The organism is Ruegeria sp. AP7, assembly GCF_056539905.1.
Genome location: NZ_JBQFVT010000016.1, coordinates 64,579 through 88,692, shown reverse-complemented (window position 1 = coordinate 88,692; position 24,114 = coordinate 64,579). Strand labels below are relative to the sequence as shown.

At 51.1% G+C, this 24,114-nt stretch carries 19 protein-coding genes, 1 tRNA gene and 1 pseudogene; 5 read left to right on the top strand and 16 right to left on the bottom strand.

The features are described from left to right. Positions 1–230: 230 nt before the first annotated feature. Both ACR0KN_RS20405 and ACR0KN_RS20400 read left to right on the top strand, forming a co-directional pair. A complete protein-coding gene (locus tag ACR0KN_RS20405) occupies positions 231–845 on the top strand; it encodes a DUF1326 domain-containing protein (RefSeq protein ID WP_480656115.1) in 615 nt (204 codons plus the stop codon). A 13-nt stretch (positions 846–858) separates the two neighbouring features. Beyond that, positions 859–1,662, top strand: a complete 804-nt coding sequence (locus tag ACR0KN_RS20400) for a DUF2182 domain-containing protein (protein WP_480656113.1) — start codon at positions 859–861, stop codon at positions 1,660–1,662. A 142-nt stretch (positions 1,663–1,804) separates the two neighbouring features. Here ACR0KN_RS20400 and ACR0KN_RS20395 read toward each other — a convergent pair whose 3' ends face one another. The 5 genes from ACR0KN_RS20395 to ACR0KN_RS20375 all read right to left on the bottom strand — a co-directional run bounded on the left by ACR0KN_RS20395 (position 1,805) and on the right by ACR0KN_RS20375 (position 7,649). Then, entirely contained in the window at positions 1,805–2,143 is a 339-nt protein-coding gene (locus ACR0KN_RS20395) for a DUF1622 domain-containing protein (protein ID WP_480656111.1), read from the bottom strand. Between the two features lie 26 nt (positions 2,144–2,169). Further along, entirely contained in the window at positions 2,170–3,624 is a 1,455-nt protein-coding gene (locus ACR0KN_RS20390; protein ID WP_480656109.1) for a GntP family permease, read from the bottom strand. Then, a complete protein-coding gene (locus ACR0KN_RS20385) occupies positions 3,621–4,688 on the bottom strand; it encodes a patatin-like phospholipase family protein (RefSeq protein ID WP_480656107.1) in 1,068 nt (355 codons plus the stop codon). Before ACR0KN_RS20385 ends, ACR0KN_RS20390 begins: the two co-directional genes overlap by 4 nt. A 251-nt stretch (positions 4,689–4,939) precedes the next feature. Continuing rightward, the gene (locus tag ACR0KN_RS20380; protein WP_480656105.1) at positions 4,940–7,072 is read right to left on the bottom strand and encodes an adenylate/guanylate cyclase domain-containing protein; all 2,133 of its coding nucleotides are present in this window, start codon (positions 7,070–7,072) and stop codon (positions 4,940–4,942) included. Positions 7,073–7,175: 103 nt separating this feature from the next. After that, positions 7,176–7,649, bottom strand: coding sequence for a phosphate-starvation-inducible PsiE family protein (locus ACR0KN_RS20375; protein ID WP_480656103.1), 474 nt, complete (start codon positions 7,647–7,649; stop codon positions 7,176–7,178). Positions 7,650–8,211: 562 nt separating this feature from the next. Between ACR0KN_RS20375 and ACR0KN_RS20370 the strand changes: the two genes are divergently transcribed. Beyond that, positions 8,212–8,424: an ion channel gene (locus ACR0KN_RS20370; protein ID WP_480656101.1), complete on the top strand. Its 213-nt coding sequence runs from the start codon at positions 8,212–8,214 to the stop codon at positions 8,422–8,424. Between the two features lie 438 nt (positions 8,425–8,862). Here ACR0KN_RS20370 and gltS read toward each other — a convergent pair whose 3' ends face one another. The 5 genes and pseudogenes from gltS to ACR0KN_RS20345 all read right to left on the bottom strand — a co-directional run bounded on the left by gltS (position 8,863) and on the right by ACR0KN_RS20345 (position 13,921). Beyond that, positions 8,863–10,098, bottom strand: a complete 1,236-nt coding sequence (gene gltS, locus ACR0KN_RS20365; protein ID WP_480656099.1) for a sodium/glutamate symporter — start codon at positions 10,096–10,098, stop codon at positions 8,863–8,865. A 311-nt stretch (positions 10,099–10,409) separates the two neighbouring features. Next, a pseudogene (locus tag ACR0KN_RS20360) lies at positions 10,410–10,706 on the bottom strand (polyphosphate kinase 2 family protein); the annotation flags it as partial. A 160-nt stretch (positions 10,707–10,866) separates the two neighbouring features. Continuing rightward, entirely contained in the window at positions 10,867–11,136 is a 270-nt protein-coding gene (locus ACR0KN_RS20355) for a hypothetical protein (protein ID WP_480656097.1), read from the bottom strand. Between the two features lie 259 nt (positions 11,137–11,395). Continuing rightward, complete coding sequence (locus tag ACR0KN_RS20350) at positions 11,396–12,526, bottom strand: patatin-like phospholipase family protein (RefSeq protein ID WP_480656095.1); 1,131 nt, start codon at positions 12,524–12,526, stop codon at positions 11,396–11,398. A gap of 177 nt (positions 12,527–12,703) precedes the next feature. Further along, complete coding sequence (locus tag ACR0KN_RS20345) at positions 12,704–13,921, bottom strand: MFS transporter (RefSeq protein WP_480656093.1); 1,218 nt, start codon at positions 13,919–13,921, stop codon at positions 12,704–12,706. Positions 13,922–14,368: 447 nt separating this feature from the next. Here ACR0KN_RS20345 and ACR0KN_RS20340 point away from each other — a divergent pair, with 447 nt between their 5' ends. Both ACR0KN_RS20340 and ACR0KN_RS20335 read left to right on the top strand, forming a co-directional pair. Next, positions 14,369–15,628, top strand: coding sequence for an efflux RND transporter periplasmic adaptor subunit (locus ACR0KN_RS20340; RefSeq protein ID WP_480656091.1), 1,260 nt, complete (start codon positions 14,369–14,371; stop codon positions 15,626–15,628). 3 nt (positions 15,629–15,631) lie between these two features. Continuing rightward, the gene (locus ACR0KN_RS20335) at positions 15,632–18,676 is read left to right on the top strand and encodes an efflux RND transporter permease subunit (protein WP_480656089.1); all 3,045 of its coding nucleotides are present in this window, start codon (positions 15,632–15,634) and stop codon (positions 18,674–18,676) included. A 408-nt stretch (positions 18,677–19,084) separates the two neighbouring features. On the opposite strand, the gene ACR0KN_RS20330 is transcribed toward ACR0KN_RS20335, so the two are convergent. The 6 genes from ACR0KN_RS20330 to ACR0KN_RS20305 all read right to left on the bottom strand — a co-directional run bounded on the left by ACR0KN_RS20330 (position 19,085) and on the right by ACR0KN_RS20305 (position 23,947). Next, the gene (locus ACR0KN_RS20330; protein WP_480656087.1) at positions 19,085–20,698 is read right to left on the bottom strand and encodes a tyrosine-type recombinase/integrase; all 1,614 of its coding nucleotides are present in this window, start codon (positions 20,696–20,698) and stop codon (positions 19,085–19,087) included. Continuing rightward, positions 20,695–21,111 carry a helix-turn-helix transcriptional regulator gene (locus ACR0KN_RS20325; protein ID WP_480656085.1) on the bottom strand — a complete coding sequence of 139 codons (417 nt, stop codon included), beginning with the start codon at positions 21,109–21,111 and terminating at the stop codon, positions 20,695–20,697. The genes ACR0KN_RS20330 and ACR0KN_RS20325 overlap by 4 nt, the downstream gene beginning before the upstream one ends. A 60-nt stretch (positions 21,112–21,171) precedes the next feature. Continuing rightward, complete coding sequence (locus tag ACR0KN_RS20320; RefSeq protein ID WP_480656083.1) at positions 21,172–21,372, bottom strand: helix-turn-helix transcriptional regulator; 201 nt, start codon at positions 21,370–21,372, stop codon at positions 21,172–21,174. Between the two features lie 117 nt (positions 21,373–21,489). Continuing rightward, on the bottom strand, positions 21,490–22,464 hold the full coding sequence (locus ACR0KN_RS20315) for a hypothetical protein (protein WP_480656081.1): 975 nt from the start codon (positions 22,462–22,464) through the stop codon (positions 21,490–21,492). Positions 22,465–22,501: 37 nt separating this feature from the next. Beyond that, a complete protein-coding gene (locus ACR0KN_RS20310) occupies positions 22,502–23,707 on the bottom strand; it encodes a tyrosine-type recombinase/integrase (RefSeq protein WP_480656079.1) in 1,206 nt (401 codons plus the stop codon). 164 nt (positions 23,708–23,871) lie between these two features. Beyond that, positions 23,872–23,947: transfer RNA gene (locus tag ACR0KN_RS20305), tRNA-Thr, on the bottom strand. Between the last annotated feature and the right edge of the window lie 167 nt (positions 23,948–24,114).

Genomic DNA, 24,114 nt, shown 5'->3' with positions numbered 1-24,114 from the left:
AACTCAATGAAAGGCCGAGAATGACCTTGAATTACTTCTCACCGGCAGAGAAGTTCGAAGAGTGTGTTGCGGCGATCGGTTGAATCGGCAGGACAAACCTGCCGTTAGCCGCAGCGCGGTGCGATTGTTCCGCATGAACGACCGCTCCGCGGACTTTGCTGTCACTGGTTGTCAAAGGTGCGTGAGATCGAAATTTGTGATATGCGGTTGTGATTCAGGGAGGATTGATTATGGCTGGCTGGCATATCGAAGGCGAGTACATGGAGACCTGCAACTGCGAGTTTTTGTGCCCATGCATTACCACGAACCTGACCGCGACGCCCACCGAGGGTGATTGCAAGGCAGCGATTGCGATGAAGATTCTCAAGGGGGAAAAGGACGGTATTTCGCTAGACGGTTTGTCCTTCATAGTCTTGCTTCACTCACCGAGCGCGATGTCCGAAGGAAACATCAAAGTCGGTTTGATTGTGGATGAGAACGCCAGTGATTCACAAACTGCAGCGATCGGCGACATCGCAACCGGTGCTGCTGGTGGTCCGATGGAAGCCCTAGGACCCTTGGTCGGCGAACTGGCGGGTGTTGAAAAACGACCGATCACTTTCGTGACCGAAGGAGACAAGATATCCGTGACAGCTGGTGAGCTGGTTCAGCAAGAGGTCGAAGCCGTCAACAGCGCTCTTCCGAATGGTGGTCCAATCAAGATCGATAATGTCCCCCATCCGGTAACAACAACGCTCGCACTTGCGCGAGCTACGAAGAGTAAGTTCAATGCCTTCGGAGTTGAGTGGGACGATGCCACTGGCTCTAGGAACGGACATTTCGCCCCGTTCGCGTGGTCTGCCTAACTCTGCGCGCACTGTGACAACAGCAACTGGAACTGCGCTGGAGCGCAGCTTGAAGCGAGACAGACTAATAGTGGTAGCTGGTCTTTCTTCCGTAGTTGTTCTAGCAGCGATTTATACCCTGCTCGGGGTCGGCATGCCCATGTCGGCTATTACTATGACACAGATGGCCATTGAAATGCCGGGCATGATGATGGCATCCGCAGAATGGACACCTGGTTATGCGTTAATGGTCTTCCTGATGTGGTGGGTCATGATGATTGCTATGATGGTGCCGAGTGCGGCTCCCACGGTGTTGTTTTATGCTGCACTTGCAAGGAAAAACAAAAACGCGAATAAGCCATACGCTGCTGTGTCAATTTTCCTTGCCGGGTACCTGTTCGTTTGGGGTTTCTTCAGTCTCGTATCAACTGCTGTGCAGTGGTCCCTTGTTTCAATTGGGCAGATGAGCGGGATGATGGAAATCACGCAAGCGCCGCTTGCAGGAGCGCTGCTTGTGCTGGCTGGACTTTACCAAGTGTCCCCTCTCAAGCAGGCGTGTCTGAGGCATTGTCAGCATCCGGTGATTTTCTTCATGCACAATTGGAAATCAGGGGGTTGGGGGGCTCTTCGCATGGGGATGCAGAACGGGTGGTTCTGCCTTGGGTGCTGCTGGGTTCTAATGGCGCTTCTTTTCGTCGGTGGAGTGATGAACCTGATTTGGATCGCCGCACTCGCAATTTTCGTCGGAATAGAAAAACTCGCCGCGGGGCTTCCGTGGTTGTCCATGCTTTCTGCAGTCGCGCTGATCCTCGGGGGACTGGCGCTTGCCTTGGCATGACGTTTTGAGCCCTCCGACAACAGAAGCGTACCGCGCAATCTAGTTGAGCCGCATTGTCGCCTTGGGCTCAAGGCAGACGTTCGCTCAATTCCGCTCAATGACTGCAATGCGGACAAAGCAGACATCCAGTTATTTTGTTTGGCTAATTGCCGCTTGACGAAAGGCGACTAATTTCCCGATCAAGAAAATATGCAAGCAAAATCCTGATAAGAACGATCGCGCCAAGTACACCAAGATCCTCAAGAGACCGATGGGCGATGCTGTGCAATATGTCCGAGATAATCAGAAACTCAAGCGCAAGCAAAATCAGTTGGCCCAGGTTGACCCTTAACTTCACGAAAATGGCTTCTCGCTCAGTACCATTGATCCATGTTTTGACGCATTGAGCGAGCAGGAAGCTAAGACCGCCTATTAGGAGGACGATAACGCCTGCGTCGACAGTACCAGCGACCAGCTTTGCTGTATCTTCGATCATTGTCATGATTGCGACCATTAGCTTGTGAGGCTTCAAAACCCACCGAGGAAAGTGCCAAGCAAGATGATCGCGATCAATGCAATCATCGGCACCAGAACAGCGACCACGAATATATCACCATATGCTTCTCGATGAGTCAGTCCACAAATCCCGAGCACCGTGATTACCGCCCCGTTGTGGGGCAAGGCGTCGAGAGCGCCCGAAGCGACAGATGTGACGCGATGCATGGCTTCCAAAGAGGTATTGGTTGCGGCGGCAAGTTCGACAAATTGTGAACCTAATGCATCAAGAGCGATACTCATACCGCCAGAAGCAGAACCCGTGATCGCTGAGAGCGTCGTAACAGAAACCGCCACGGCAACAAGTGGATTGCCCTCACTCAACCCGAGCATGGCATTTGTGATCGCCTGAAAAACCGGTAGTGCCGCTATAACGGCGCCAAAACCCACGAGACTGGCTGTGTTGAAGATCGGCAATACGGCCGCATCAGCCCCTTTGTTGAGGCTTGTTTTGACGCTTGCCAGACGGGTCCAATTTGTTGCGAGCAGGAACAGGATCGAAGTGGTTAGTGCGACAATGATTGACCAAACCCCACGTACGGCCTCAATGGTTGTCTGTCCAAACAACGGTTCGGCAAGGTAACTGGTATCAAAACGCGGAACGGCTACCTGGATGAAGAGGAAGTTAACCACGACCACAAGCACTACTGGAGTGATGGCTAGCGCGAAGCTTGGTTCAATCGTTTGAGGCGTATTGCTCGGTTCAATTTCGTTCAAGTCGAAGCCTTCGCCCTGGGATCGCGCGCGCATCTCACTGTCCAGTTTGGGAAGCACCTCATCGTGTTGTCCATATCCTTCACCGGCAGCTTCTGCACGGGACGCGCGGCGGTTGAGCCACGCCATTCCTAGGCCAGCCATGATGGCGGCCGCGATGATCCCGAGACCCGGTGCGGCGAAGGCTGTGGTTCCGAAGAACGGCATCGGGATGGCGTTCTGGATCGCAGGGGTGCCAGGTAGAGCCGACATTGTGAAAGTGAACGCGCCAAGCGCGAGCGCTCCGGGAATAAGACGTTTGGGAATATCCGCGTCACGGAAGAGAGCGGCTGCGATCGGATAGATCGCGAATGCCACCACGAAGAGCGAGACCCCGCCGTAGGTTAGTACGCCACAGCACAAGACGACCGCCAGAATGGCTTTGTCAGCGCCAAGCTTTGCAATCACCCAATGTGCGATCGAACGCGCCGAGCCGCTGTCATCCATAAGTTTGCCAAAAATCGCGCCAAGAAAGAAAAGCGGAAAAAAAGAAATGATAAAGTCGCCGGTATTCGTCATAAAAATCTGTGTGAAGCTGGCCAGCAGCGGCAGTGCGCCCGTCAATGCGGCTGCCAGCAAAGCCAGAAGCGGTGCCAATATCAGCAGCGTGACACCGCGGAACGCAAAGTACATGAGCAACAAGAGCGAGAGCAGAACGGAAACAATATCCATCATTTCTTCGGCTCCCGATTGGTGCCTTCAGCCAGATGCGCCGGCTGGAGGCTTTCTTCAAAAATCTCTCTAGGCCGCCAAGTTGCGGTCTTTCCAACGTTTGGCCACTCTGAGTTCACCCACTCGTCAGCAGTTTTACGCCCGATTTCGAAAAGGTGGTCCAGAAAGGCCATCTCGGCGTTCATCTTACTGGACACCCCGAGTTTACACATGGCACCAGATGCATGGATCCTGTGCAATCGCCCATCGCGGTAAGCCGCGCGGTCCAGATTGTCGTGTTCTATAATTTCCCAGAGGAACCCTAGAGAGCGTATTTCTTTCATCAAGCTGGCATTGAATGTAATTTCGTTAAGGCGATTTTCGATCTCATAGGGCGTTGTGGGAATTTCCGCGCGTTCGAACGGATTAATTTGAACAATGACAATGTCTCGCGCCTCGGTCTCGTCCACCAAGGGGAAGAGCGGTGGATTTCCCATGTAGCCGCCATCCCAGTAAGCTTCTCCGTCGATTTCCACAGCTTTGAAGACATGTGGAAGGCAGGCCGACGCCATGACCGCATCTGCACTCAGATCGGGTTGGCGAAAGACTTTGGGGCGCCCGGTCCGCACATTTGTTGCGGACAGAAAGATACGCGGCCCTTCTGCTGAATTGATAGCTTCAAAATCAAAACAGTCCCGCACAAGGTCCCGTAAGGGATTAATGTTAAGCGGATTGAACTGATACGGTGACGCCAGTTGTCGTGTAAACTGCGAAATGATGAAGCCGGGAGAATGCTCCAGGCTCCAATCGCCCCGCAACCTGTTCCACAGAGTTCGTTTGTATGGACTCGCCCTGCTGGCCCGACTCACCTGTGTCCAATAGTGCCTAAGCAAGTTGCGAGCACCTTCAGGCCCAGCCTGTGTTAGGCCCTGCGCTAAAGCGACGGCATTCATTGCACCGGCACTGGTGCCAGAAATGCCCACTATTTCAATATCTTCAAGCTGCAGCAATCGATCCAGAACGCCCCAAGTGAACGCGCCATGCGATCCACCGCCCTGAAGAGCGATATCAATTTTTTTCTTAGGCACAACCGAAGCTCCATGAGACTTTTTCGCACATGCACCATCATTATGCCGCATTGCAGCAATCGCTTAAAGCAAAAGAAACGGAATGCTCTATTTGTCGCATTTCAGTGACCGCTTTGGGCTCATAACCGACATACGCCGTTATCTGAAGCAATGCCCGTTTTTTGGTTGGCCAGATTTGGCAGGTCCAATTTGATTGTAAGCGCATGATTGGCCTGAGGCCCGTCGGGATGATGGTTTGCTGCGCTTCTCATTCATTTCTTCTCGAAACGGTAAACGCCATCCCAAGCGGCCGGTGGTTTAAACGCAAAACTTCTGCAACGTTCGACAAAGATATCTACAAGAATCTTGTTAACTGCGATTTCTCGATGCCTCTGTAGTGCGTCTAATGCATCAGCCCATTTTCCAGACTGATACAAGTCATAGCATGCACGCCATTCTTCGAGTTCGCGTTTCTTGGCTACGCTCACCAGAAAACCACTCTCATCATCTTTTTCCGCTATTAGTTCAAAGATACGACTAGGAAAACTAGTCCCGGCAGGCACGACAAAGTCGATTTCGCGCAGCAAAAACTTTTTCTCAACATGAACAGCCACAGCTGACGAAACGAGAATCCTTGTACCGTAAACTTTGTTCAACCCTTCCAGTCTGGAAGCAAAATTTACGGCAGCACCCAGTGCTGTGTATTGCAATCTCGATAGAGACCCAACGTTACCGACAACTACGCGACCTGTGTGTAGGCCGAAACGTGTGTGCAACGGACGTAACGGTAACGCTCCATTATCTGAATTGAGTTTCGCCTCAGCCTCTAAACACGCCAAAGCTGCTCGGCAAGCATGAACAGGGTGATCAGTATCATCGAGCGGAGCATTCCATAGAGCCATAATGGCATCTCCAATATACTTATCCACTGTACCCTGATTACCGGATATCTCTTTCTCCATTGCTTCGAAATACTCGGACAAAGCAAGCATCAGAACTTCGGGTTCAAGTCCCTCGGTCTGGCGCGTAAACCCTTTGAGGTCGGCGAACATAAGGGTCACGTCGCGCGACTCTCCCCCAACGCTAATTCTCTCTGCTCTTGAAAGGATAGAGCGCACCAGCTCCTTTGGTACGAACGCACCGAAACTCGACAACCCAGCTTTCATACTAGCAATCGCTGTTTCGAGTTCGGCGACTTCCTGAATCTTTGATTTCAGGTTCAAGTCCTCACTTAGTTCAAAGTTACTGACTTTTCTCGCTTCCGTTGCCACGCGTACAAGATTTTTGCTCACCAGGCGGGCGACAACAAAGGTAAATGCGACAGCCAGAACCAAAGCAAGTACGCCAATTTGCATGGCACGAGTCGTGTTTCTTTTTATTTCTCCGATAAACTCATCTTCTGGCACTATAAGCCCGAGCGTAGGTTGGGCACCGAAGACTTCAGGGATTGGCATCACAGATGTGATGTAGTTTCTTTCATCGGATGCTGGAGCTATGCGGAAAAAATCCTGCTGATTTGCTCGCCATTTATCAATGACACTGTCAATAATTTTGCTACTGCCTTCAATTGACTCGTTCGTATTGGAACTCACGAAGCGGGCCGCTCCACCTTCGGACCGCGAGCTGGTGTACGATAGTAGGCGACCTTCGCGATCCAGCATAAATACCAAACCATGATCGCCGATCCTGATATTATCTAGGATCTGCGAAAGTGCCGACATTGTTATGTCGAGCGCAACGACGCCTATCAGTGTACCTTCGTCGTCGACTACGGTTTTTGAGAACGTTGCACCCAGACGCCCTGTGCTCTCAAATTGATAAAGCGGCGAAACGTAAATGCCGCTTTGCTCTAAAGCCCCGCGATACCAAGGGCGCGTTCGAGGATCGTAGACAGTGGTTCCACTACGAAATGGCATGGCCAACGAACGGCCATTAGACCAAAAGTAAGTTTCCACGCGCTCGCCAGATTGATCTGAAATTATCCTTTGGACGCGATCTACTCCTTCCGGCACTGGCAAGGCGCTCGGTCCAAAAGTTTTCCAGTGTTTTGGAAGGTTTATATTCTGAAAAAAGTCTCCGGATTTTTCCTCTCCAAAATACAAGCCATAGTAGTGCTCATTGCCTTGCATCTGCGAATAGAGCACGTCCAAACCTGCACTGGAGCCAGCATCTTCCGTAAAATTAGAAAGAAAGACAGATGCAGAAGATACGACACTTCCCGCTCCGCGCATTACGGTTAGCATCTCATCGACTGACTGACTTCTGGCCTCGGCCATCCGCTCTTTCGCGGTACGAATGGCGAGTTCTCTGTTGCCAAAATAAAGAATGGCAACCAGCATTGTTGTTACGGCTAAGGTGAGGAACGTGAATAACGTCGCAACGCCGATATGGAGACGTACTTTCATACCCTCAATTAGTCAAAATGTAGCAATAGAAGTCCAGCCGCTCGTCGCCTCACAAATGAATATCTTGAGTGCATTGTACCCTGAGGACAGAAAAGTATTGGCACTAGTGTTCTTCCTTGGCTTCTTCGGCGCTTTTGGTTCGCCCAAACCGAACGCTAAAGGACGGCATATCGTGAACCAGCCAATAGGCAAGTGAACAAGCAATCACTAGAAGTGCCAGGCCGACCAGATCCAGTCCGCTGGTTTTTTCTGTATCGAGTATAATGACCTTTCGTGCGACGGCCATGAGCGCCGTCGCAACCACTATCTTCACATGGATTACATCGTCGCGAAGGTAGATTGTGATGTTTACGAATATTTCGATAGCGATTAGGACCGCCATGAAGGCGCCAAAAGTTGCTAATATTTCAGAGATTGTCAGTATAAAGACAGGCTGATTGATTAGTTTCTGATAAAGGGTCCAAGCCACATCCACGACGCCAAGTAGTATAACCAGAACCATCATCACTGCCAGAATACGAACGGCGATCCGAATTACGACCTGAAGTTTTTCTACAAATGGATCCTTGTGTTCCATTTATCACCGCCCCCTGTTTGCTACGTCTGGACGCCAAACGGGCTTTCTCTGCGCCGCCATCCCTTTCCATTCGGCTTTTAGAATATAAAAGGCCGAAGATTTTTGACAATGATTACAAGCGCAACCGGTAAAAGAATGTTTCGGTGTGACGATTTTAAAACTGGCGAATGCTACTTCGCGAGACGCAGAAAGTTGGTTCTGGAGAAATAAGCGGCACTCGGTATCTTAGGGTTACCGCCTTCGACCTTTAAAATCATGTGCTGAGCGCGGCCCTCTGTGCGAAGCAACTTTTGCCTTGGCGGCACAGGTGCAAGAAACGGCAAAGGAGAAAGTCTCGTGATTGGTCAATTGTTGCTGGGCTCAGTTATCACGCTGCTCTCTATTATCACAGGCGCGATAATGTGGGGCGTTCTCAATGAGGTACTTGAAAAAATGGAGCCATGGCTTCGACATTCGGACAACCGATTTATGTCATTCGTAGTAGTTTTGATCATTGTCGTGGTTTGCATAATGAGCGTGACCACATTTGGCGTTTGGTTGTGGGCCCTAGTTTTTTTTGCAGATGTCAGTATTCAGCCCGCTGGAAGAGGCTGTGTACTACTCACTGGTAGCGTATACGACCTTGGGTATTGGCGATGTAGTCGTCCCACAGCACCAGAGATTGCTTGGCGGGATGACTGGAGCAAACGGTTTTTTCATGTTTGGTTTGATGACGGCAATGCTCACCGATATTTTTCGCCACGTGGGAAGGATGCAGCGCGGCTTGAAAGACTAGTAAATTGCTGTTGGGGGCCAGCGGGAGTTTTCCCTACTCGATAAACTCTGCTGTTAAATGTGTTGGAACGACCTTCAATTGGGCTCGATCACCCCCTCTTGGAACGTAACATGCTCGACTAATCCCGCTAAATAAAAGGTCCGCGTCAGCATGAAGTGCCCAAATGATGATAATAGCTTTCCAGTTGGGCTAATCTCGGACACGACCTACACCGAAGATTGAGAAGCAAATGGATAAACGTCTGTATCCCAGGACAAAAGCAACGCAAAAAGTCCGCCCAATCCGACAAGCGTCGTTGTAACGCCGGAGCCCTATCGAGATAATTTTTTTGGTCGCGTATCGCAAGACGATACGCTTGTTAACCAACGACGTTCTTTCCCACTATCGCTTTGGCTGCAGCGGTCAACTTCTGGCTATGAAACTCAATTAAGCCTGAATCTAAGGTAAGTTCGAGACAAACAATTGGATAATGAATGCATTGGCAATATCGACAAAGAAAGCTGAAACCAGCGGAAGTACAATGAAGGCAAGCGGAGATGGGCCATACTTATGCGTCACAGCCGTCATGTTTGCTATGGCCGTTGGTGTAGCTCCAAGAGCGAAACCCGCGAAACCTGCAGACATCACGCCAGCAAAATAGTTTCGCCCCATCGTTCGATAGACAACGAATATGATGAAAGCAGTTGCAGCCGCAGCTTGAAGCATCATAGTGACGGCTAAAACACCAGCGGAACCCGCCAAAGTCCAAAGTTGCATACTCATTAGAGACATTGAAAGAAACACTGCTAGCGAGAAGTCTTGCAATAGTTTTAAAGAAGCTGTCCCAGTTGGCGTCTTGATCCTTGGAAAAACTCTGGGCGTCAGGTTTGCAAGTAAAATTCCAGAAAGAAGGCATGGCACAAAGAGCGGCAAGTTTGCACCAGTTAATTCCAGCGATTCATCTGCAATGAAGCCAATCACAATTGCTAGATGTGTCCAAAGAATAGCTCTCATCATTCCAGGATTCGTCGGGCCGCCGGTTAGATCGGTAGAAGTTATCACCTCATTGGCGTTTTCATTGGAACCGGAAATCGGCGTTTTCTCTTTCGCGCTTGGTTCGAGCCGGTCACGCGCAATCAAGTAGCTGGCGATTGGTCCGCCAATTAGACTTGCCATGATTAATCCGATCGTTGCGGCAGCGATGCCGAGCTCTGCCGCCCCCGCTACAGCGTACTGCTCTTCTACAACTGGGCCCCACGCAATGGCTGTACCGTGACCACCGATGAGAGACGTTGTCCCCATCATCACACCAGCCTGAGATGGCAACCCAAATAGTGAAGCTCCGAGAATGCCAATTCCATTCTGGATAAACATATACCCAATGGTCAAAACAAGCATGAGGCCCAGAAGTGGGCCGCCTTTAACTAGATCTGAGAACTTCGCATTAAGACCAATTGTGGTAAAGAAGTAGATCAGCAAAGCGTCGCGCGACGCCAGATCATAAACCACTTCTCGCCCGGTCACAGCCACCACGCCCAGTGTCACTAGCGCTGCCAGTAAGCCACCCGAAACCGGTTCGGGGATTGAGTACTTGCGTAATAGCGCAAACTGCTCTGTGAGCCTTGATCCGAGAAAGTAAACAACGATGCCAAGAGTCACAGCAATAAAACTATCCACCATGATCGGTTCTGCCATGAACGGACTCCTAACTTCGCCGCACCACTATTCGGTCTTGAACAAGCTGCAAAGATGCAACCAGAAATTATTGTCCGATGGTAGAGCATGATCGAACAAGGGTGCAACGAAACTATCCTGCTGCTAAACTTGGCCGATACTTACAACAAAAAGCCAATTCACAAAAAAATAGAAGGGCTATCAACGTGAAACACTTGATCCAAAGCCCTATCAGCATCGCCCTTTGCAGTGTAGCTGATGTTCCAGCTACAGCAGATGAAAAGACACATTCTTACTTATTCTTAGGCGAAGAGACGATCCTAACAGGCACCGAAAATTGCGATCTCTCCTCCTGCAGGAAGATGTTCAAAGTACTTCTGGACATAGACTTGGGACGTTTGCCGGTCGCTTGGTGTGGGAAGCGCAATGACCCGAAACACTCTTGGGCTTAGACGCTCGTTAATACGTTTGATGACGCCGCCTTTTCCTGCGGCGCCGCGCCCTTCGAACACTACAACAACTCTCGCCTTAGTTCGTTGCACCCAACCTTGGAGGTGACAAAGCTCCACCTGCAGTCTCTTAAATTCTGTCTCATAGGATTTCTTGGAGATTTTTTTCTTTGTCGCCACGTCCTTTGCCCCCCTTCAGCAATTGTAGGTAATTGAGTCAGAGTTATTGTGAGTTCGTGTCCTGCAGTCTTTGCACACGCATAAGCGCTTAAACCTACGAGCAACTAACAACCCACTCGTTCAAGCTTTAAGGCACTGCCAGATCAAACTATACGACAACCTACGCATCTAGAATTTCCGGTGCCTCTATTACAGGCCACCAGACATGTGTGGCGAGCCATTCGTAGTCGGGCCCGCCCACACCAGTCGCAGCATTTGTCTGCTTGTGCGCAGAAATTAGTTCTTGGCTGAAACGATGCCCCCCTCGAACGAACTTCACCAGTTCGCGATGCACAGTCCAGTTCAAAGCCAAACCCAATTCTGTGATTTGAAACCCACCATCTACACATTGCACGTTCGGGTTAGCTAGGAGGTTCAGCTGTCGTCTCACGCTGGTCTGAGGCAAATTAGTATAATTAGCCAAACCGCGAGTTGTCCAAGGTTGAGGATGGATAACAAGCGCTTGATGCACCCTCTGCATAGGGGGCGGATACTTAAAATGATCAAACGTGACTTGCCAGCGGCGCCAAAGTCGTAACCGATTGCGCTCAGTTTCACTCATCGACATAGCTGGATACATTAATGATTATGATTTAGCTGACAAGCCAGCTGAAGCAACGTTCCCATTAGCGGTAACAAGTAATCCTGGCTTACCGAGGCGGACGATCGCTCCAAAGTGTCCCAGAGTTAAAACGCTGATAACCATAATTAAACAGCGCTTGCATGTACTCTGGATCGAACGGCTCAGTTAGAGGATAGTCGAAATCCGTTCCGATCCAAGTTGCCTGGTATTCGGCGTCTCCCTGCAGACTTAGTTTGTACGCAATCGTAAGATCATCTACGCCTTGTGCTTTGATCAGCGTAGAAAGCGAGCGTGCAGATACTTGGAAGACCCCCGGCTTAATAACTCTAAGTTCTGGCTCAACTTTGCCGTTTCGGATCGCATATAGCTTGCCACCGCGAACATATTTTCTTGGGATATCCCATCCTGGAACGTAAGCGGTTTGAGAGTAGACACCACCATCAACGTGAAGTTCATCTCGAACACCATCCTGAGTTTCGACGTCGATCAAAACGGGAGGGAAAACGCCTGGTATCGAGGCTGAGGCTAGTAGCGCATCTACGAACACCTTTTTTGCGTTTGGAGACCCGCTAATTGCAATGGCGCCCAAGTCCCAAAGCACCGGCCTTTGTGCGTCCAAGCTGACCGACTGAACTAACAAACGCCGACCACGAAGATGTTCGTTAGCAATTTTTGCTAGGAAATCGTCGGTAATGTAGCTTTCGATTAGTTGCCTTAGTGGGTCAGAACTCTTCACAGAAGCACCGCTCAGAATCCCAGTAACGAACCTGCCTCTGAAAATCCGGGACGGTGGAAGCCCACCGTAAAGGTTTTTTAGCTCATCGTCATAATCGCTGCCTAAATACGCAAAGGGCGCAGCCAACGCACCAGTAGAAACCCCCGTAACTGCCATAAACTCTGGACGATTGCCGGCTTCGCTCCACGCGTTAAGAATACCGGCGGCGAAGGCTCCATCTTCGCCCCCCCCCGACAGTGTCAGTGTGTAATCTGAAGAAACGCCCGATGCTTGTCGCTGGCGTAGAGCGGTTTCTAGAAGCTCGCTTACATTGGCCGGAGCGACATCAGCCCAATAGCGAGCACCTTTGATACCTGGGACTTGTGGGTCCTGAAGATCTGTAGCGCTTACTGGAGTCCTCGAAATACTTGAGCAAGCCACTTGGAAAAGTAACAGGAAAACAAAGAGTTTTCTCCAATACATGCGTCCCGTCTCCCCAACTACTAACTGACTTGGACTAGGCCAGGACAAACGCCCAAATCATAAACATGGACCATGTTTTTTGATCGTGGTTTTAACCTGTGGGGCGCATTGTTTGTTCCCAACTCATTAGTCGCCTTCAAACTAATCCCAGCAATAAAAAACATGATTTTCATGGCATTAACGTTTCTCGGACCGGGCCATTTCTGTACTGGTTGGTAGGACGTCGGTGTGAGACGTCTGCTCAGCACGCGAAACAGGCTCAACAGACCATACCCTTTGCCCCAAATACAAAGCAAAACAAAGCATGACCGAAAAATTCACCCAATAAAGCGCGATGTCACCGAAGTAGGTCGTAGCGACATTCGCGATTAGAGGACCGGTTATGGATCCTAAGGTCCAAACCAAAAGCATAGTTACCGCTGCCGAAGACACAAAGACCGGAACCGTTCTGTCCAACGCGTGCGCCACAAGCAAAGAATATAGAGTCAGCAAGCTACCACCCAGCAGCATCAGTATAATGCAAAGGATTACGAAGCCGATTGAGTTGTAGTCGAATGAATTGACGTTATGGTCGTAGTCTAGGTCGACAAGTATCCCCATAAAAAAAAGAACAAGTGTTGCAGTGACCGACGCAATTAAGATTACTATCCGGCGATCCATCTTGTCGGATAGCCGGCCCAGCGGAAACTGAAAAAGAACGCGCCCGAGATAGATCAAAGCTACCATAATGGCCACATTTACAATCTCTATCCCGAGCTGGGCAGCGCTGTAGGGAACCACGCTCAACAGCGTTGTAGATACCATACCGATGGCAAAAACACCCACAGCCGCGGCTGGTGCATCTTTGAACAACCCGCGCACCCGAATGGGTACCGGTGTGTCATTGTTGGGTGGAGTTGATCTAGTAGTCGAGATAACCGCAATCGAAATGCAGTAAATCAAAGCGACATAGACGAATGCCTCTCGAATATCTCCAGGCACTACAAAGACTAAGAACTGACTGAACACCGCGACGATGCCTACGACAATCGAATAGACTGCGAGCACACTGCCACGGGTCCTTTCCTCTGTGGTTTCGTTCAACCAGGTGTCACCGATTGAATACAGCCCAGCAGTCGCCAAACCGCTCAGGAAACGTAGGAAGACAAGAAAAGGCGTACTGGTGGAAACAGAAAACAGTATGGCCACAGCTATCGCGATAGCTGCGCCAAAAGCGAATGCACGAATATGGCCAAAATCAACGATGGATCTGGCAACTACAAAGCAGCCGACTAAAAACCCTGCGGAATATGCCGACGCCGCCATCGACGCAGCTTCTTGTGAAGCTCCAATTTCAGAAAACGCGAGTGGCACCAAAGTGCCTGATCCAGCGGTGGCTAGCTGAACAGCAGCCATTGCGATGAAGAGCGATTGAAGATTGAGAACTTGGTTTCTGATTGCCAATGCACCCTAGCTCCAAGTTGCACCGAGGCTCGGTAAGTTTTTCCTACTTCTCGCTTCTACTCAGGTAGACGCGCGGTATCTCTCAGCACACAACGCCACTCGTTAAAGTTATTAACACTGAGTGTTACTGGAATCGAAAACCGCTGGATTCTATACTGGAACTTTAGGCCTTCGCGAATATTGCTTTTTGGTCGGATTTTTAGCTTACACTTTATGATCCAACAATAAAATCTTCTAATTTCCTCGAAATTTTTACTGAGCCATTTTGGCTCGCATAAATTTGTGAAAAACTACTGGTGCGGGCAGAGTTGGTTCAATCGATCTCTTTTCCCACGAAGCTCCTTGTGCCTTTGCGAGCGTCCAACAGGCGAGCAGCTTCGAATAAGCGGGTGAACAAATATGCATTTGAACTTCCTAGGGACACTGGCGGCTGTTGTGTTTAGTGCTTTTCCCATCGTGGCCGCAGCACAAGACACCCTCGTAACGGCAAGACCAGCAAAAGTATTCACTGTCGCTAAAGCCTCATCTGATTTTGAAAGAATTTATCCTGCAATTGTCTATCCTTCGAGGGAAGTTGAACTCTCTTTTAGAGTCAGTGGACGAATTACAGAGCTACAAATTAGGGCCTCTAGCAGTGTCGCAAAAGAAGACGTTGTTGCCCAACTAGACACCCGAGACTTCGAAGTCGAGGTAGAAAGGCTTAATAGCCAACTCGAAGAGGCAGAGGCGAATTTAATTGTGCTGAGGTCAGGTGCACGCCCTGAAGAAATTACAGCTCTAGAAGCCTCGGTTGAGGCAGCCCAAGCTCAAAGAGACCAAGCTCGGGAAGACTACATCCGCTCAGCTCAGCTTTTGGAGAGGGGGGTAATTCCGACAGCGCAGTACCAACAACGCGAAGCTGCCTTTCGTCTGGCAGAAGCCGAGCTGGTGTCACGAGAAGAGCAGCTTACAATTGGTCGTATCGGTGGACGGCCAGAAGAAATAATTGCTGCAGAAGCGGCGATCCGTGGCCTTAAAACGCAAATTCAAGCGGCAAAAAACGATCTTTCCGATGCTACGCTTCGAGCGCCGTTTGATGGAACGATTGCCAAGCGCAACGTAGACAACTTCCGCAATGTTCAAGCCGGTGAAACCATCGCCTTAGTCCAAGATCTATCGACCGTGGATGTAAGTTATGACTTGCCAGGCGCTGACATAATCGCAATGTCGTCAATTGGCTTCGACAATGTTGTTAGTGTGGTTACGTTTGACTCGTTACCGGGCGTAGAAATGAACGCAGACCTTGTCGAGTTTACTACGCAAGCAGACGCTGCGACACAAACCTATCGTGGTCGTCTATCGGTAACCCCGCCTGAAGATTTGGTCGTACTGCCGGGGATGGTAGCGCGCGTGATTACTAGGGCAGACGGGCAAAGCGACACACAGGTTGTCGTTCCATTTTCGGCTCTGGCGGCAAGCCCCGACGGTTCCCCATATGTCTGGCTAGTTGACGGATCCAGCAACGCCGTTGCGCGTCAACCGGTTGAATTGGGGGAGATATCTGACGAGTTCGTGTTCGTGAAAGCGGGTCTTAAAGAAGGGAACATGGTTGTCACTGCAGGCTTGAGCGAACTGCAGGATGACATGGTGGTTCGCCCAATTTCAAAAGTTGGTGAGTAGCAAATGGATCTCGCAAGGTTCGCAATTGAGAAGCGCCTTATTTCGGCGTTGGTGACTATTCTCATCTTGGTGGCCGGCTATTTTGCATATTTAACTCTTCCTCGTTTCGAAGATCCCGAGTTCATAATCAGGCAAGCTCAGGTCATAACACCTTATCCAGGTGCCACTGCAGAAGAAGTCGCGGAAGAGGTCACCGAAGTCGTTGAAAATGCCCTACAAGAACTCCAAGGGGTAAAAGAGGTAAAGTCAGTCTCTTCACCCGGACTCAGCACCGTTACGGTCGAATTTACAATCCCCACGACACCTGATTTTCCGTCGCTTCACGCAAGATTTGCCCAACTGCGCGCAAAGATACTTGACGCTCAAGCTAGCCTGCCGCCGAACGCACTCCAATCGCAGGTCTACGATGACTTCGGCGATGTGTACGCCTTGTATTTCGCGATTGTTGGCGACGGCTATTCAATAGCCGAGCTCCACGAGTACGCGAAGGAGCTACAGAGGGAGTTGGTTGCCGTCAGCGGTGTTTCCAAGGTGGTCTTAAGTGGCGAACAGAATGAAGCAATCTTTGTAGAGTATGCACCAGCAAGGTTAATAGAACTTGGAATATCACCACAGCAAATTGGGCAAGTTCTGGAGGGACAAAACCTCGTAGCGCCCGCGGGTTCCCTCAAGTCCAACTCGCGTCGCATAGAGATACGGCCGTCGGCGGCAGTCGCCTCAATTGACGCTATCAAAGACCTAGTCGTTTCTGTGCCGAGTAGTGGTGCATCATTTCGACTTTCAGATATCGCAATCGTGTCGCGCGGATACGTTGAACCCGCAAGCCCCCTACTTTTTCGGGACGGTCAGCCTGCAATTGGAATTGGAATATCGAATAGCCTAGGCGGAAACGTTGTGAACATGGGCGAAGCCGTGAAGCAACGGATAAACGAGCTGGAGAACCTAAGGCCAATCGGAATCCAAATTTTGCCAATCTCTGATCAGTCTGCTTCTGTAAAAGAATCGATCAACGACTTTGTCATGAACGTGGTTCTGGCGCTCATCATCGTTGTAGGCATATTGCTTATTTTTATGGGGTTAAGATCCGGAATACTCATGGGAGGTATTCTGTTGGTCACAGTCGCAGGCACGCTTGCCGGCATGCAGCTCTTGGGGCTCGACATGCAAAGGATTTCACTAGGCGCACTGATCATTGCGCTCGGCATGCTGGTTGATAACGCTATTGTCGTTGTCGAAGGTACGTTGGTCCGAGTTCAACGCGGTGAAGCCACCAGCGACGCTGCTATCTCTGTCGTAAATCAAACCAAATGGCCGCTACTCGGAGGAACAATCGTAGGACTCTTGGCGTTTTCCCCAATTGGCTTTTCACCGGACAACACTGGAGAATACGCCGGGAGCCTCTTCTGGACCATTTCAATCTCGTTGCTTTTTTCGTGGTTGGTAGCGATATGGCTCACGCCCTATTTTTGCACTCTGCTGCTGAAGCCAACCTCGGAACAGCCGCCTGCAGAGAATGCAATTCTCCGTGCCTATCGTTCGCTCCTCGCGTATGCGATCCGATTCCGGTACCTTACTGTGGGGCTTGTTGTTGCGCTCTTTCTCTCTGCAATCGCAGGGTTTGCGCTAGTACCGCCGGGCTTCTTTCCCAACAGCACGAGGGCGCAATTTGTTGTGGATTACTTTTTGCCAGAGGGAACCGACATTGAACAAACCAGTAAGGACATGCGGGAGATTGAAGCGCATCTCTTAACTCTGCCGGGTGTCACCTCTACAAATCTGTCCGTGGGCAGCGGGCATTTACGCTTCATGTTGGTATACGACAGTGAAGACCAGAACCCTGCCTATGGTCAAATTTTGGTGGACGTAGAGGATTACCGGCAGATCGATGCGTTACAGCCTGAAATTCAGTCTTGGATTGACCAAAACTACGCTGACTCATATGCAAAAGTTTGGAAGTTTGTACTGGGCCCTGGTGGTGGATCGAAAATCGAAGCTGAATTTTCTGGACCCGATCCCGTTGTGCTTCGGGAACTCGCCGAACAGGCAAAACGGATATTCGCTGAAAATGGAGCCATCGCGATAAAAGACGACTGGCGCGAACAAAAGCCGGTAATTCGACCAGTTATTGACACAGAAAACGCCCGTAGGCTCGGTCTCACCCAAGCGGAAATTTCTAGGGCAGTTTACTGGCATCAAGTAGGGGCGCCGATAGGGATTTATCGCGAAGGCGACAACTTATTGGACATAGTTATGCGCCCGTTCGAAGCAGCCCGAAGCAATATCAGGGACCTAAAAAACATCCAAGTTTATAGCGATGTAGCCGGAGGGTATATTCCAATACCCCAAGTTGTAGACCGATTTGACCTTGTTTTCGAAGCTGGGAACCTTAGGCGCATCGACCGCAAGCTTGCAATCACCGCACAAGCCGATAACGCACCAGAAGTACTCTCGGGCGACCTTTTCGCTCAAGTCCGAGCACTTGTAGAGGCTATAAATTTGCCAAGTGGGTACTCTCTTGAATGGAGGGGTGAGTATGGGGACTCGCAAAGTGCAAACGACGGTTTAGCTTCGACTATGCCGCTTGGGTTCGGAGCGATGATTGTCGTAGTTTTCTTCTTATTTAATGCAGTCCGACAACCACTGATCATATGGTTGACAGTACCTCTGGCTCTCATTGGAGTCGTCTGGGGGCTCGCGGCAACCAGAACGCCGCTCGAATTTATGGCAATACTGGGTATTTTGTCTCTAACAGGGATGCTAATCAAAAACGCTATCGTCCTTATTGACGAAACCGATACTCAGATTGCCGGTGGAAAACCGCGATTGCAGGCTGTTGTTGAATCAGCTGTTCTACGCGTCCGCCCTGTATCACTGGGAGTTCTTACTACTGTACTTGGAGTAATGCCTTTGCTGTGGGATCCGTTTTTCGAGTCACTCGCTGTGGTGATCATCTGCGGTTTGAGTTTTGCGACCGTTCTTACGCTGATAGTGGTGCCAACTCTGTACTCAATTTTCTTTAGAATAAATGAGGACGAAACAGCAGCTTAATCACTAACCTGCAAATCCCTACCTCTGCAAAACACCTCGCGCTTTCGGCATGTTCGGGCTTTAAGTACGTCCTTTTGCATGCACCAACTGATTTGGATCTAACCTTCTATTCGCACGACCTTATTGATTGATCAAGAAACCTTCGATCTGTTGGAAGGGGCAAATGTGTTGGAGACATTTGGTAGAACAATGATCAAGGGTTTCTCCGATCCGTTCGATATCCATGCGATATGACCATTCATGCAACCTGGCAAGCGCAACTACATCGGGTGTAGTTGCGCTTGTGGCTTTGCTTTTCGCCCGATGATTTTCATATGTGGCTCAGTGATTGGAGACTAGATATTATCAGACTTTGCAAAGTCCGCTTTTGCGCACCTCCGCCGTTCGTGGCCAGCGCAGCAATTGCTCCTACTCCAGCACCTCATCTCCGTCGCGGGCAGCTGCACGCCTTTCGGCCAGACGTTTGGCCATGTTGTACTCGTCACTGCCCCGTTCGAAGCGGCTTTCATAGAAGTCGAGCGCCATTGCGTTTTCCTTGGCGGTTAGCAAACCACCAGTAGAAAGCCCTTCAATAATGCTGCGACGTTGCTGGTCCGACATTTTCCCATAGTAGATTTCCGTGATTTTTTCGTTCGTATGGCCGAGGTTTAGGGACCAGGCTTTGCGGTCCTTGGGAGAGGTGCAAAGCTCATCCCCAAGCGCCTTGAGTGTATCACGAACGGAGTGCGGTGTGCATTTGCGTCCGATCTGCGAGGTGGCGAGGTCGAAAGCACAGCTCACGGCTGAGGAGGATTTCATAGGGGGTACGGGGCTGATCTCCGGACCTCGTTGTTTCAGATGTGCAAGCTCAGGGAAGACAGCGTCGTCTTGGGTGAAGCCCAGTACCATTAGCTCCGAAAGCCAGCTTACGAGGACCTCTTGGAAGGCTTCAGTACGCGGGAAGAATGCACTGCGAAAACTCTTCCCATTCTTTGCGCGCATTTCTAAGGCGTCCTGAACCAGCTCCCCTTTACAAAGGTCAATATGTTTCAGTCTCAGTGTAGTGAGCGCTGCGGCGCGTAACCCACTGGTATAAGCACAAGCCACCATGGCGCGACCACGGCGCTCCGCAATCGTGCGATCTGGCATCTTTTCCAACATCTTTTCCGCCTGCTCAATCTTCAGATAGTCGCGATCATCGCGCGGCAGGGTTTTGGCGTGTACCGCCTTCGGGAGCTCCAGATAGAGCAGGATGTTTTGGTTCAAACGCTTGTAGCCTTCCTGAAGCCGAAGCCATTCGAAGAACTGGCGAACCTGCGAAGCGTGGTGCCGGATGGTAGAATTACCCAAACCGCCATGCGCTTTGGGCGTTTGGCCAAGGTTGACCAAATGATCACGAAAGGCTGCGGCGTCCTTCGGCGTGACCTTGTCGAAGGCTTTGCCTCCTAGGTAAACCTCCAGCATGCGGATGCTGCGCAAATGGGCGCGCTTGGTCGAAGTCTCAAAGCGCCCAGCATAGATTTGCCACTCATGAACGATCCGATCGTTTTTCGGGTACCAAACCGTCTCGCGAAGTTCGGGTTTATTCCCGGTATCAGCTGGGATCTCACTATTACTTTCGTCTATCAAAGCCAGGCTGGTACCTGACATTAGGCATTTTTCTATGCTGTCGTATTCTGACGCTTTCAGTAACTTTGTTACCTGGGCGTCGCAGGTAGCACAGACGCCTACCGCCATGTACCTATGACTGGAGGTTGTCATCAGCGAGATCGACTGAGGAGCGGGATAACCTGCACTGCCGCAGCTCAAACAATTGAACTCACCCCGCTTCAGTTTAGCCAGCGGTTTGCGCTTCTGGCCATTGTGGTAGCGTTGCAGCTCAGCTCCACGAAAAACAAAAGGGCGCAGATCGTCTGATTTCCGCAGGCCAGATTTCATCCAGTCGGTGATGGCATTGCGTCGAACATTGTAGATTTTGCATAGTTCATCTACCGAATAGACTTGGTCCTGGCAGACCTTCACCTTGTAGTGGGCTCGTGTCATAATTCGCGCCCTGACTTGCGACTTTTCTTTTTGGTCTGGCGTGATGCTTCAGCCAGTTTTTCCTCAAACGCGAGCAGGCTGGATAGGCGCCAGCGACTGCTGTTTGGGGGCAGCTTGATCGGTGCGGGTAGAACACCAAGCTCCACGCGTTTCCAAACTGTTTGGCGAGCGATACCAAAGCGTTTGGCCACTTCAACGTCTTTGAGATAGCGTTCGTCTTCGCCGAGGTTTTCAGCTTCTATCGCCTCCAATGCAGCAACCTGCACTGACGTCAGAGCGGGCGGATTGGAGTGAAACTGAACTTGAGCCTGAACCCCGCCTTGATTGGTGTCAGACACAGGCGATTGCGAAACGGCAGTAGAGGGATCTGCGAACAGATCCCCCATTGCAGAATTGTAGCTCAATTTAGCCATCGGCACCCCCATTCAGAGATGCCCAGTTATGGGAAAGAGAAAAGCTCTGGGGCTGGAACATTAAGCGCCCTCCCGCAAGAGTTCGCGGATGTCACCAACACGCCAAGCTGTCGTGCGAGGCCCGAGGCGTACAGGCTGAGGGAAGCGCCCTGCGCGGACGCCTGCCCACCACGTCGAACGGGATACAGGTATGGGACCGTGGGGGTGTAGGATCTGCTTTTCGCGCAGCAGCGCATCGTCGGGAAGATCGTCAAATCGCATCGTAGTCCATCTATGTTTGTTACAGATGGTCCAAGGGTGACGAGGTCCGGTCTTGTTCAGCGATTATCCACGAAGTCCGATCGTGGATCCACGATGTGAATTATATTTTTAAGGAGTTCAGTCGCTCCAATAGTCGCTGTTGACGTGCAACTCACTGGCATCCTTCAGAAGCCTACGAACCGTTTGCTGGTCCACCCCGCAGCCAAGTTCAGCAGCCTTGTCCGCAATCTGCTTCGGCACATCAGAGCGTTTTTGAATGGGCGTATAGCTGTGGCCGTCCACTGCGCAGGCAATGAGGGCTTTTTGAAGCGTTGCGATCCGTGTAGTGCTTGCAGACTTTTGAGCCCGGCTATTTTCGGCGGAGGAAGAGGCCTCTAGCATTGCGTCCAATTCAGACAGGCGCTCATCTTTCGCTCGCAGCATATCTCGAAGTTTCTCATTCTCCGCAATGATTTCCGCATTCTCAACAACGGTATCCGAATGCTGGCTATCCTGAGGCGGCATCCCCACGGCACGCCGCCATGCTAAGGACACATAATACCCCCTTTTCGCCAGCCAAAGCAGATAGTCTTTTGCAGGCGCCTTCTCACTGATTTCCCCGATCTCCAACGCCCTTTCCAAAATCAGGAACCTGTCGTTACGCTCACGTATCGTCTCTCCGGTTTCCGGGGCGTTGCCGCGCCAGCTATCTGTGCGGAATGGCTTAAAGTTCAGCGACAAATCGATTGCCTCGCGGGCTGTCCAATAAGGTTTTCGGACCCATTCCCCAATCAGACGCCGTTCCTGCCAGGCGTAGTCGAGGGACAGAATTTCCTTCCTCCGATGGGCAAAATGCTGACCGTCAAATGCGATCGGACCTTCCGGTGTGATGGCCAGCCACCAATCCGTATGGAACGGTAGGTTGTTGCGCTCTGCCCACCAAACCCAAAACACAGGCACGCCTATTCGTTCACCTGACCGCTTCGCTCTGGTTAATAGCGCGCTATGGTCATTCAGCACCTGTGCGACTCCGGCATCATCTGGCGAAATGCCCAGCGCAAGTAGGACGGCTTCTTCGAGAGACCAACTGCTCTGATAGATCCAAGCCTGCATCAAGTGTTCAGCTGGTTGTACCGGGGCCTGTCCACATTCAATCATGTCCCAGTTTGTCCTTCTTCATCTTATCAAGCTGATCTGCCCACCATTGTGTCAAATCAACTCGCTCATCCCAGTGGGCGCCGCGTGCGTATGCCCGGCGGATTTCGTTCTTTTCCACATGGGCGAGGGCTCGCTCAATGGCGTCCGGATGCCAGCGGCCGGATTCATTGGCCAATGTGGAAAAAATTGCCCGAAAGCCATGCGCCGTCATCTCGTCCTTCTCATACCCCATACGGCGCAGCGCGGCATTCAAAGTATTGTCGCTCATGCAGCGCTTGGATGAACGTACCGATGGAAAGAGCAACTTGCCCCAACCCGTCAGGTCGCGCAGTTCCTTCAAGTGATCGAAGGTTTGGCGGGACAGCGGTATTGTGTGAGGCCGCCGCATCTTGGCGCGATGTGCCGGAACGGTCCACGCCATTCTGGCTTCGTCGATCTCATCCCACTCCGCCATTCGCAACTCTCCGGGGCGCAGGGCAGTCAACGCGAGCAGTTGCAACGCGAGGCGCGTAGTTCTTTGACCGGCAAACCCTTCGATAGCCCGCAGCAATGCACCGACCTGCGCCGGATCAGTGATTGCCGCGCGGTGCTGCACCTGGGGCCGGATCAGGGCATCCTTCAAACCATAGGTCGGATCGTTATCCGCGAGTCCCAGGGCGATGGCATAGCGAAAGACGGCCCCGGCAGCAGACCGCATCCGTACGGCGCTTTCGTGATTGCCCTTTTTCTCCATCTTCTGCAGCGGAACCAGAATATCCCGTGCTGTTATATGCGTGATCGGTATTTTCCCGATGTCTGCGGAAAGTAGCCGGTGAAACCAGGCGGTCTTTGTCAGCGTTGCTTCGGCACGGCCTTCGCTGCGCTTCTTTTCCAGCAGTTCTGCCGCCAACTTGGAGAAGGTAGCGTTGTTCTCTGCCTCTTCTCTGGCTTTTTTGTCTTTGCGAACGCTGGAAGGATCTTCGCCATTTGCGATCAGGCTGCGGGCGTCGTCCCGTTTCCGTCGCGCATCAGCCAGTGTCACTTCAGGATACTTGCCCAGCGCCAGCAGCTTTTCCTTTTGGAGCCAACGATACTTGAAGCGCCAGAGTTTCGAACCGTTCGGTTTCACTAGCAAATATAGTCCGTCAAAATCGGCCTGCTTGTAGGGCTTCTCCTTAGGCTTCAGAGCCCGAATCCGTGCGTCGCTCAAGACAGGCATTGGGGGTACCTCCCAGTCATCGTGTGGCACGTACCCCAATTCGGTACCCCATTTGGGGGTAGATTGCAGCGCACGCGGGAGGACGACATCGGACAATCCGACAGTATAAATCCTGCAACTACAAGCTACTATCAGTCAAAATCGGACGCAACTGGATGTTAAAGTGGTGCCCCCACACGGACTCGAACCGCGGACCTACTGATTACAAATCAGTTGCTCTACCAGCTGAGCTATAGGGGCACTGGGTGTCGATTAATCGCTCGGAACAGGGACTGCAAGCCCGAATTTTCGCGTCGCCTTAACTTTGTGATGGTTTGCCTTAGGATAACCTAATAATTAGGCCTCATCCAAATTTGACTGCGCCGGGGACAGGTTGTAACCCAAGCGATAATTTCGCCCGAGGCAAG

Bases quoted from the DNA above. Each gene is read 5' to 3' on its own strand.
- ACR0KN_RS20405 (WP_480656115.1), top strand. From the start codon at position 231: ATGGCTGGCTGGCATATCGAAGGCGAGTACATGGAGACCTGCAACTGC.
- ACR0KN_RS20395 (WP_480656111.1), bottom strand. From the start codon at position 2,143: ATGACAATGATCGAAGATACAGCAAAGCTGGTCGCTGGTACTGTCGAC.
- ACR0KN_RS20390 (WP_480656109.1), bottom strand. From the start codon at position 3,624: ATGATGGATATTGTTTCCGTTCTGCTCTCGCTCTTGTTGCTCATGTAC.
- ACR0KN_RS20380 (WP_480656105.1), bottom strand. From the start codon at position 7,072: ATGAAAGTACGTCTCCATATCGGCGTTGCGACGTTATTCACGTTCCTC.
- ACR0KN_RS20375 (WP_480656103.1), bottom strand. From the start codon at position 7,649: ATGGAACACAAGGATCCATTTGTAGAAAAACTTCAGGTCGTAATTCGG.
- ACR0KN_RS20370 (WP_480656101.1), top strand. From the start codon at position 8,212: ATGTCAGTATTCAGCCCGCTGGAAGAGGCTGTGTACTACTCACTGGTA.
- gltS (WP_480656099.1), bottom strand. From the start codon at position 10,098: ATGGCAGAACCGATCATGGTGGATAGTTTTATTGCTGTGACTCTTGGC.
- ACR0KN_RS20350 (WP_480656095.1), bottom strand. From the start codon at position 12,526: ATGTATTGGAGAAAACTCTTTGTTTTCCTGTTACTTTTCCAAGTGGCT.
- ACR0KN_RS20345 (WP_480656093.1), bottom strand. From the start codon at position 13,921: ATGGCTGCTGTTCAGCTAGCCACCGCTGGATCAGGCACTTTGGTGCCA.
- ACR0KN_RS20340 (WP_480656091.1), top strand. From the start codon at position 14,369: ATGCATTTGAACTTCCTAGGGACACTGGCGGCTGTTGTGTTTAGTGCT.
- ACR0KN_RS20335 (WP_480656089.1), top strand. From the start codon at position 15,632: ATGGATCTCGCAAGGTTCGCAATTGAGAAGCGCCTTATTTCGGCGTTG.
- ACR0KN_RS20330 (WP_480656087.1), bottom strand. From the start codon at position 20,698: ATGACACGAGCCCACTACAAGGTGAAGGTCTGCCAGGACCAAGTCTAT.
- ACR0KN_RS20325 (WP_480656085.1), bottom strand. From the start codon at position 21,111: ATGGCTAAATTGAGCTACAATTCTGCAATGGGGGATCTGTTCGCAGAT.
- ACR0KN_RS20320 (WP_480656083.1), bottom strand. From the start codon at position 21,372: ATGCGATTTGACGATCTTCCCGACGATGCGCTGCTGCGCGAAAAGCAG.
- ACR0KN_RS20315 (WP_480656081.1), bottom strand. From the start codon at position 22,464: ATGCAGGCTTGGATCTATCAGAGCAGTTGGTCTCTCGAAGAAGCCGTC.
- ACR0KN_RS20310 (WP_480656079.1), bottom strand. From the start codon at position 23,707: ATGCCTGTCTTGAGCGACGCACGGATTCGGGCTCTGAAGCCTAAGGAG.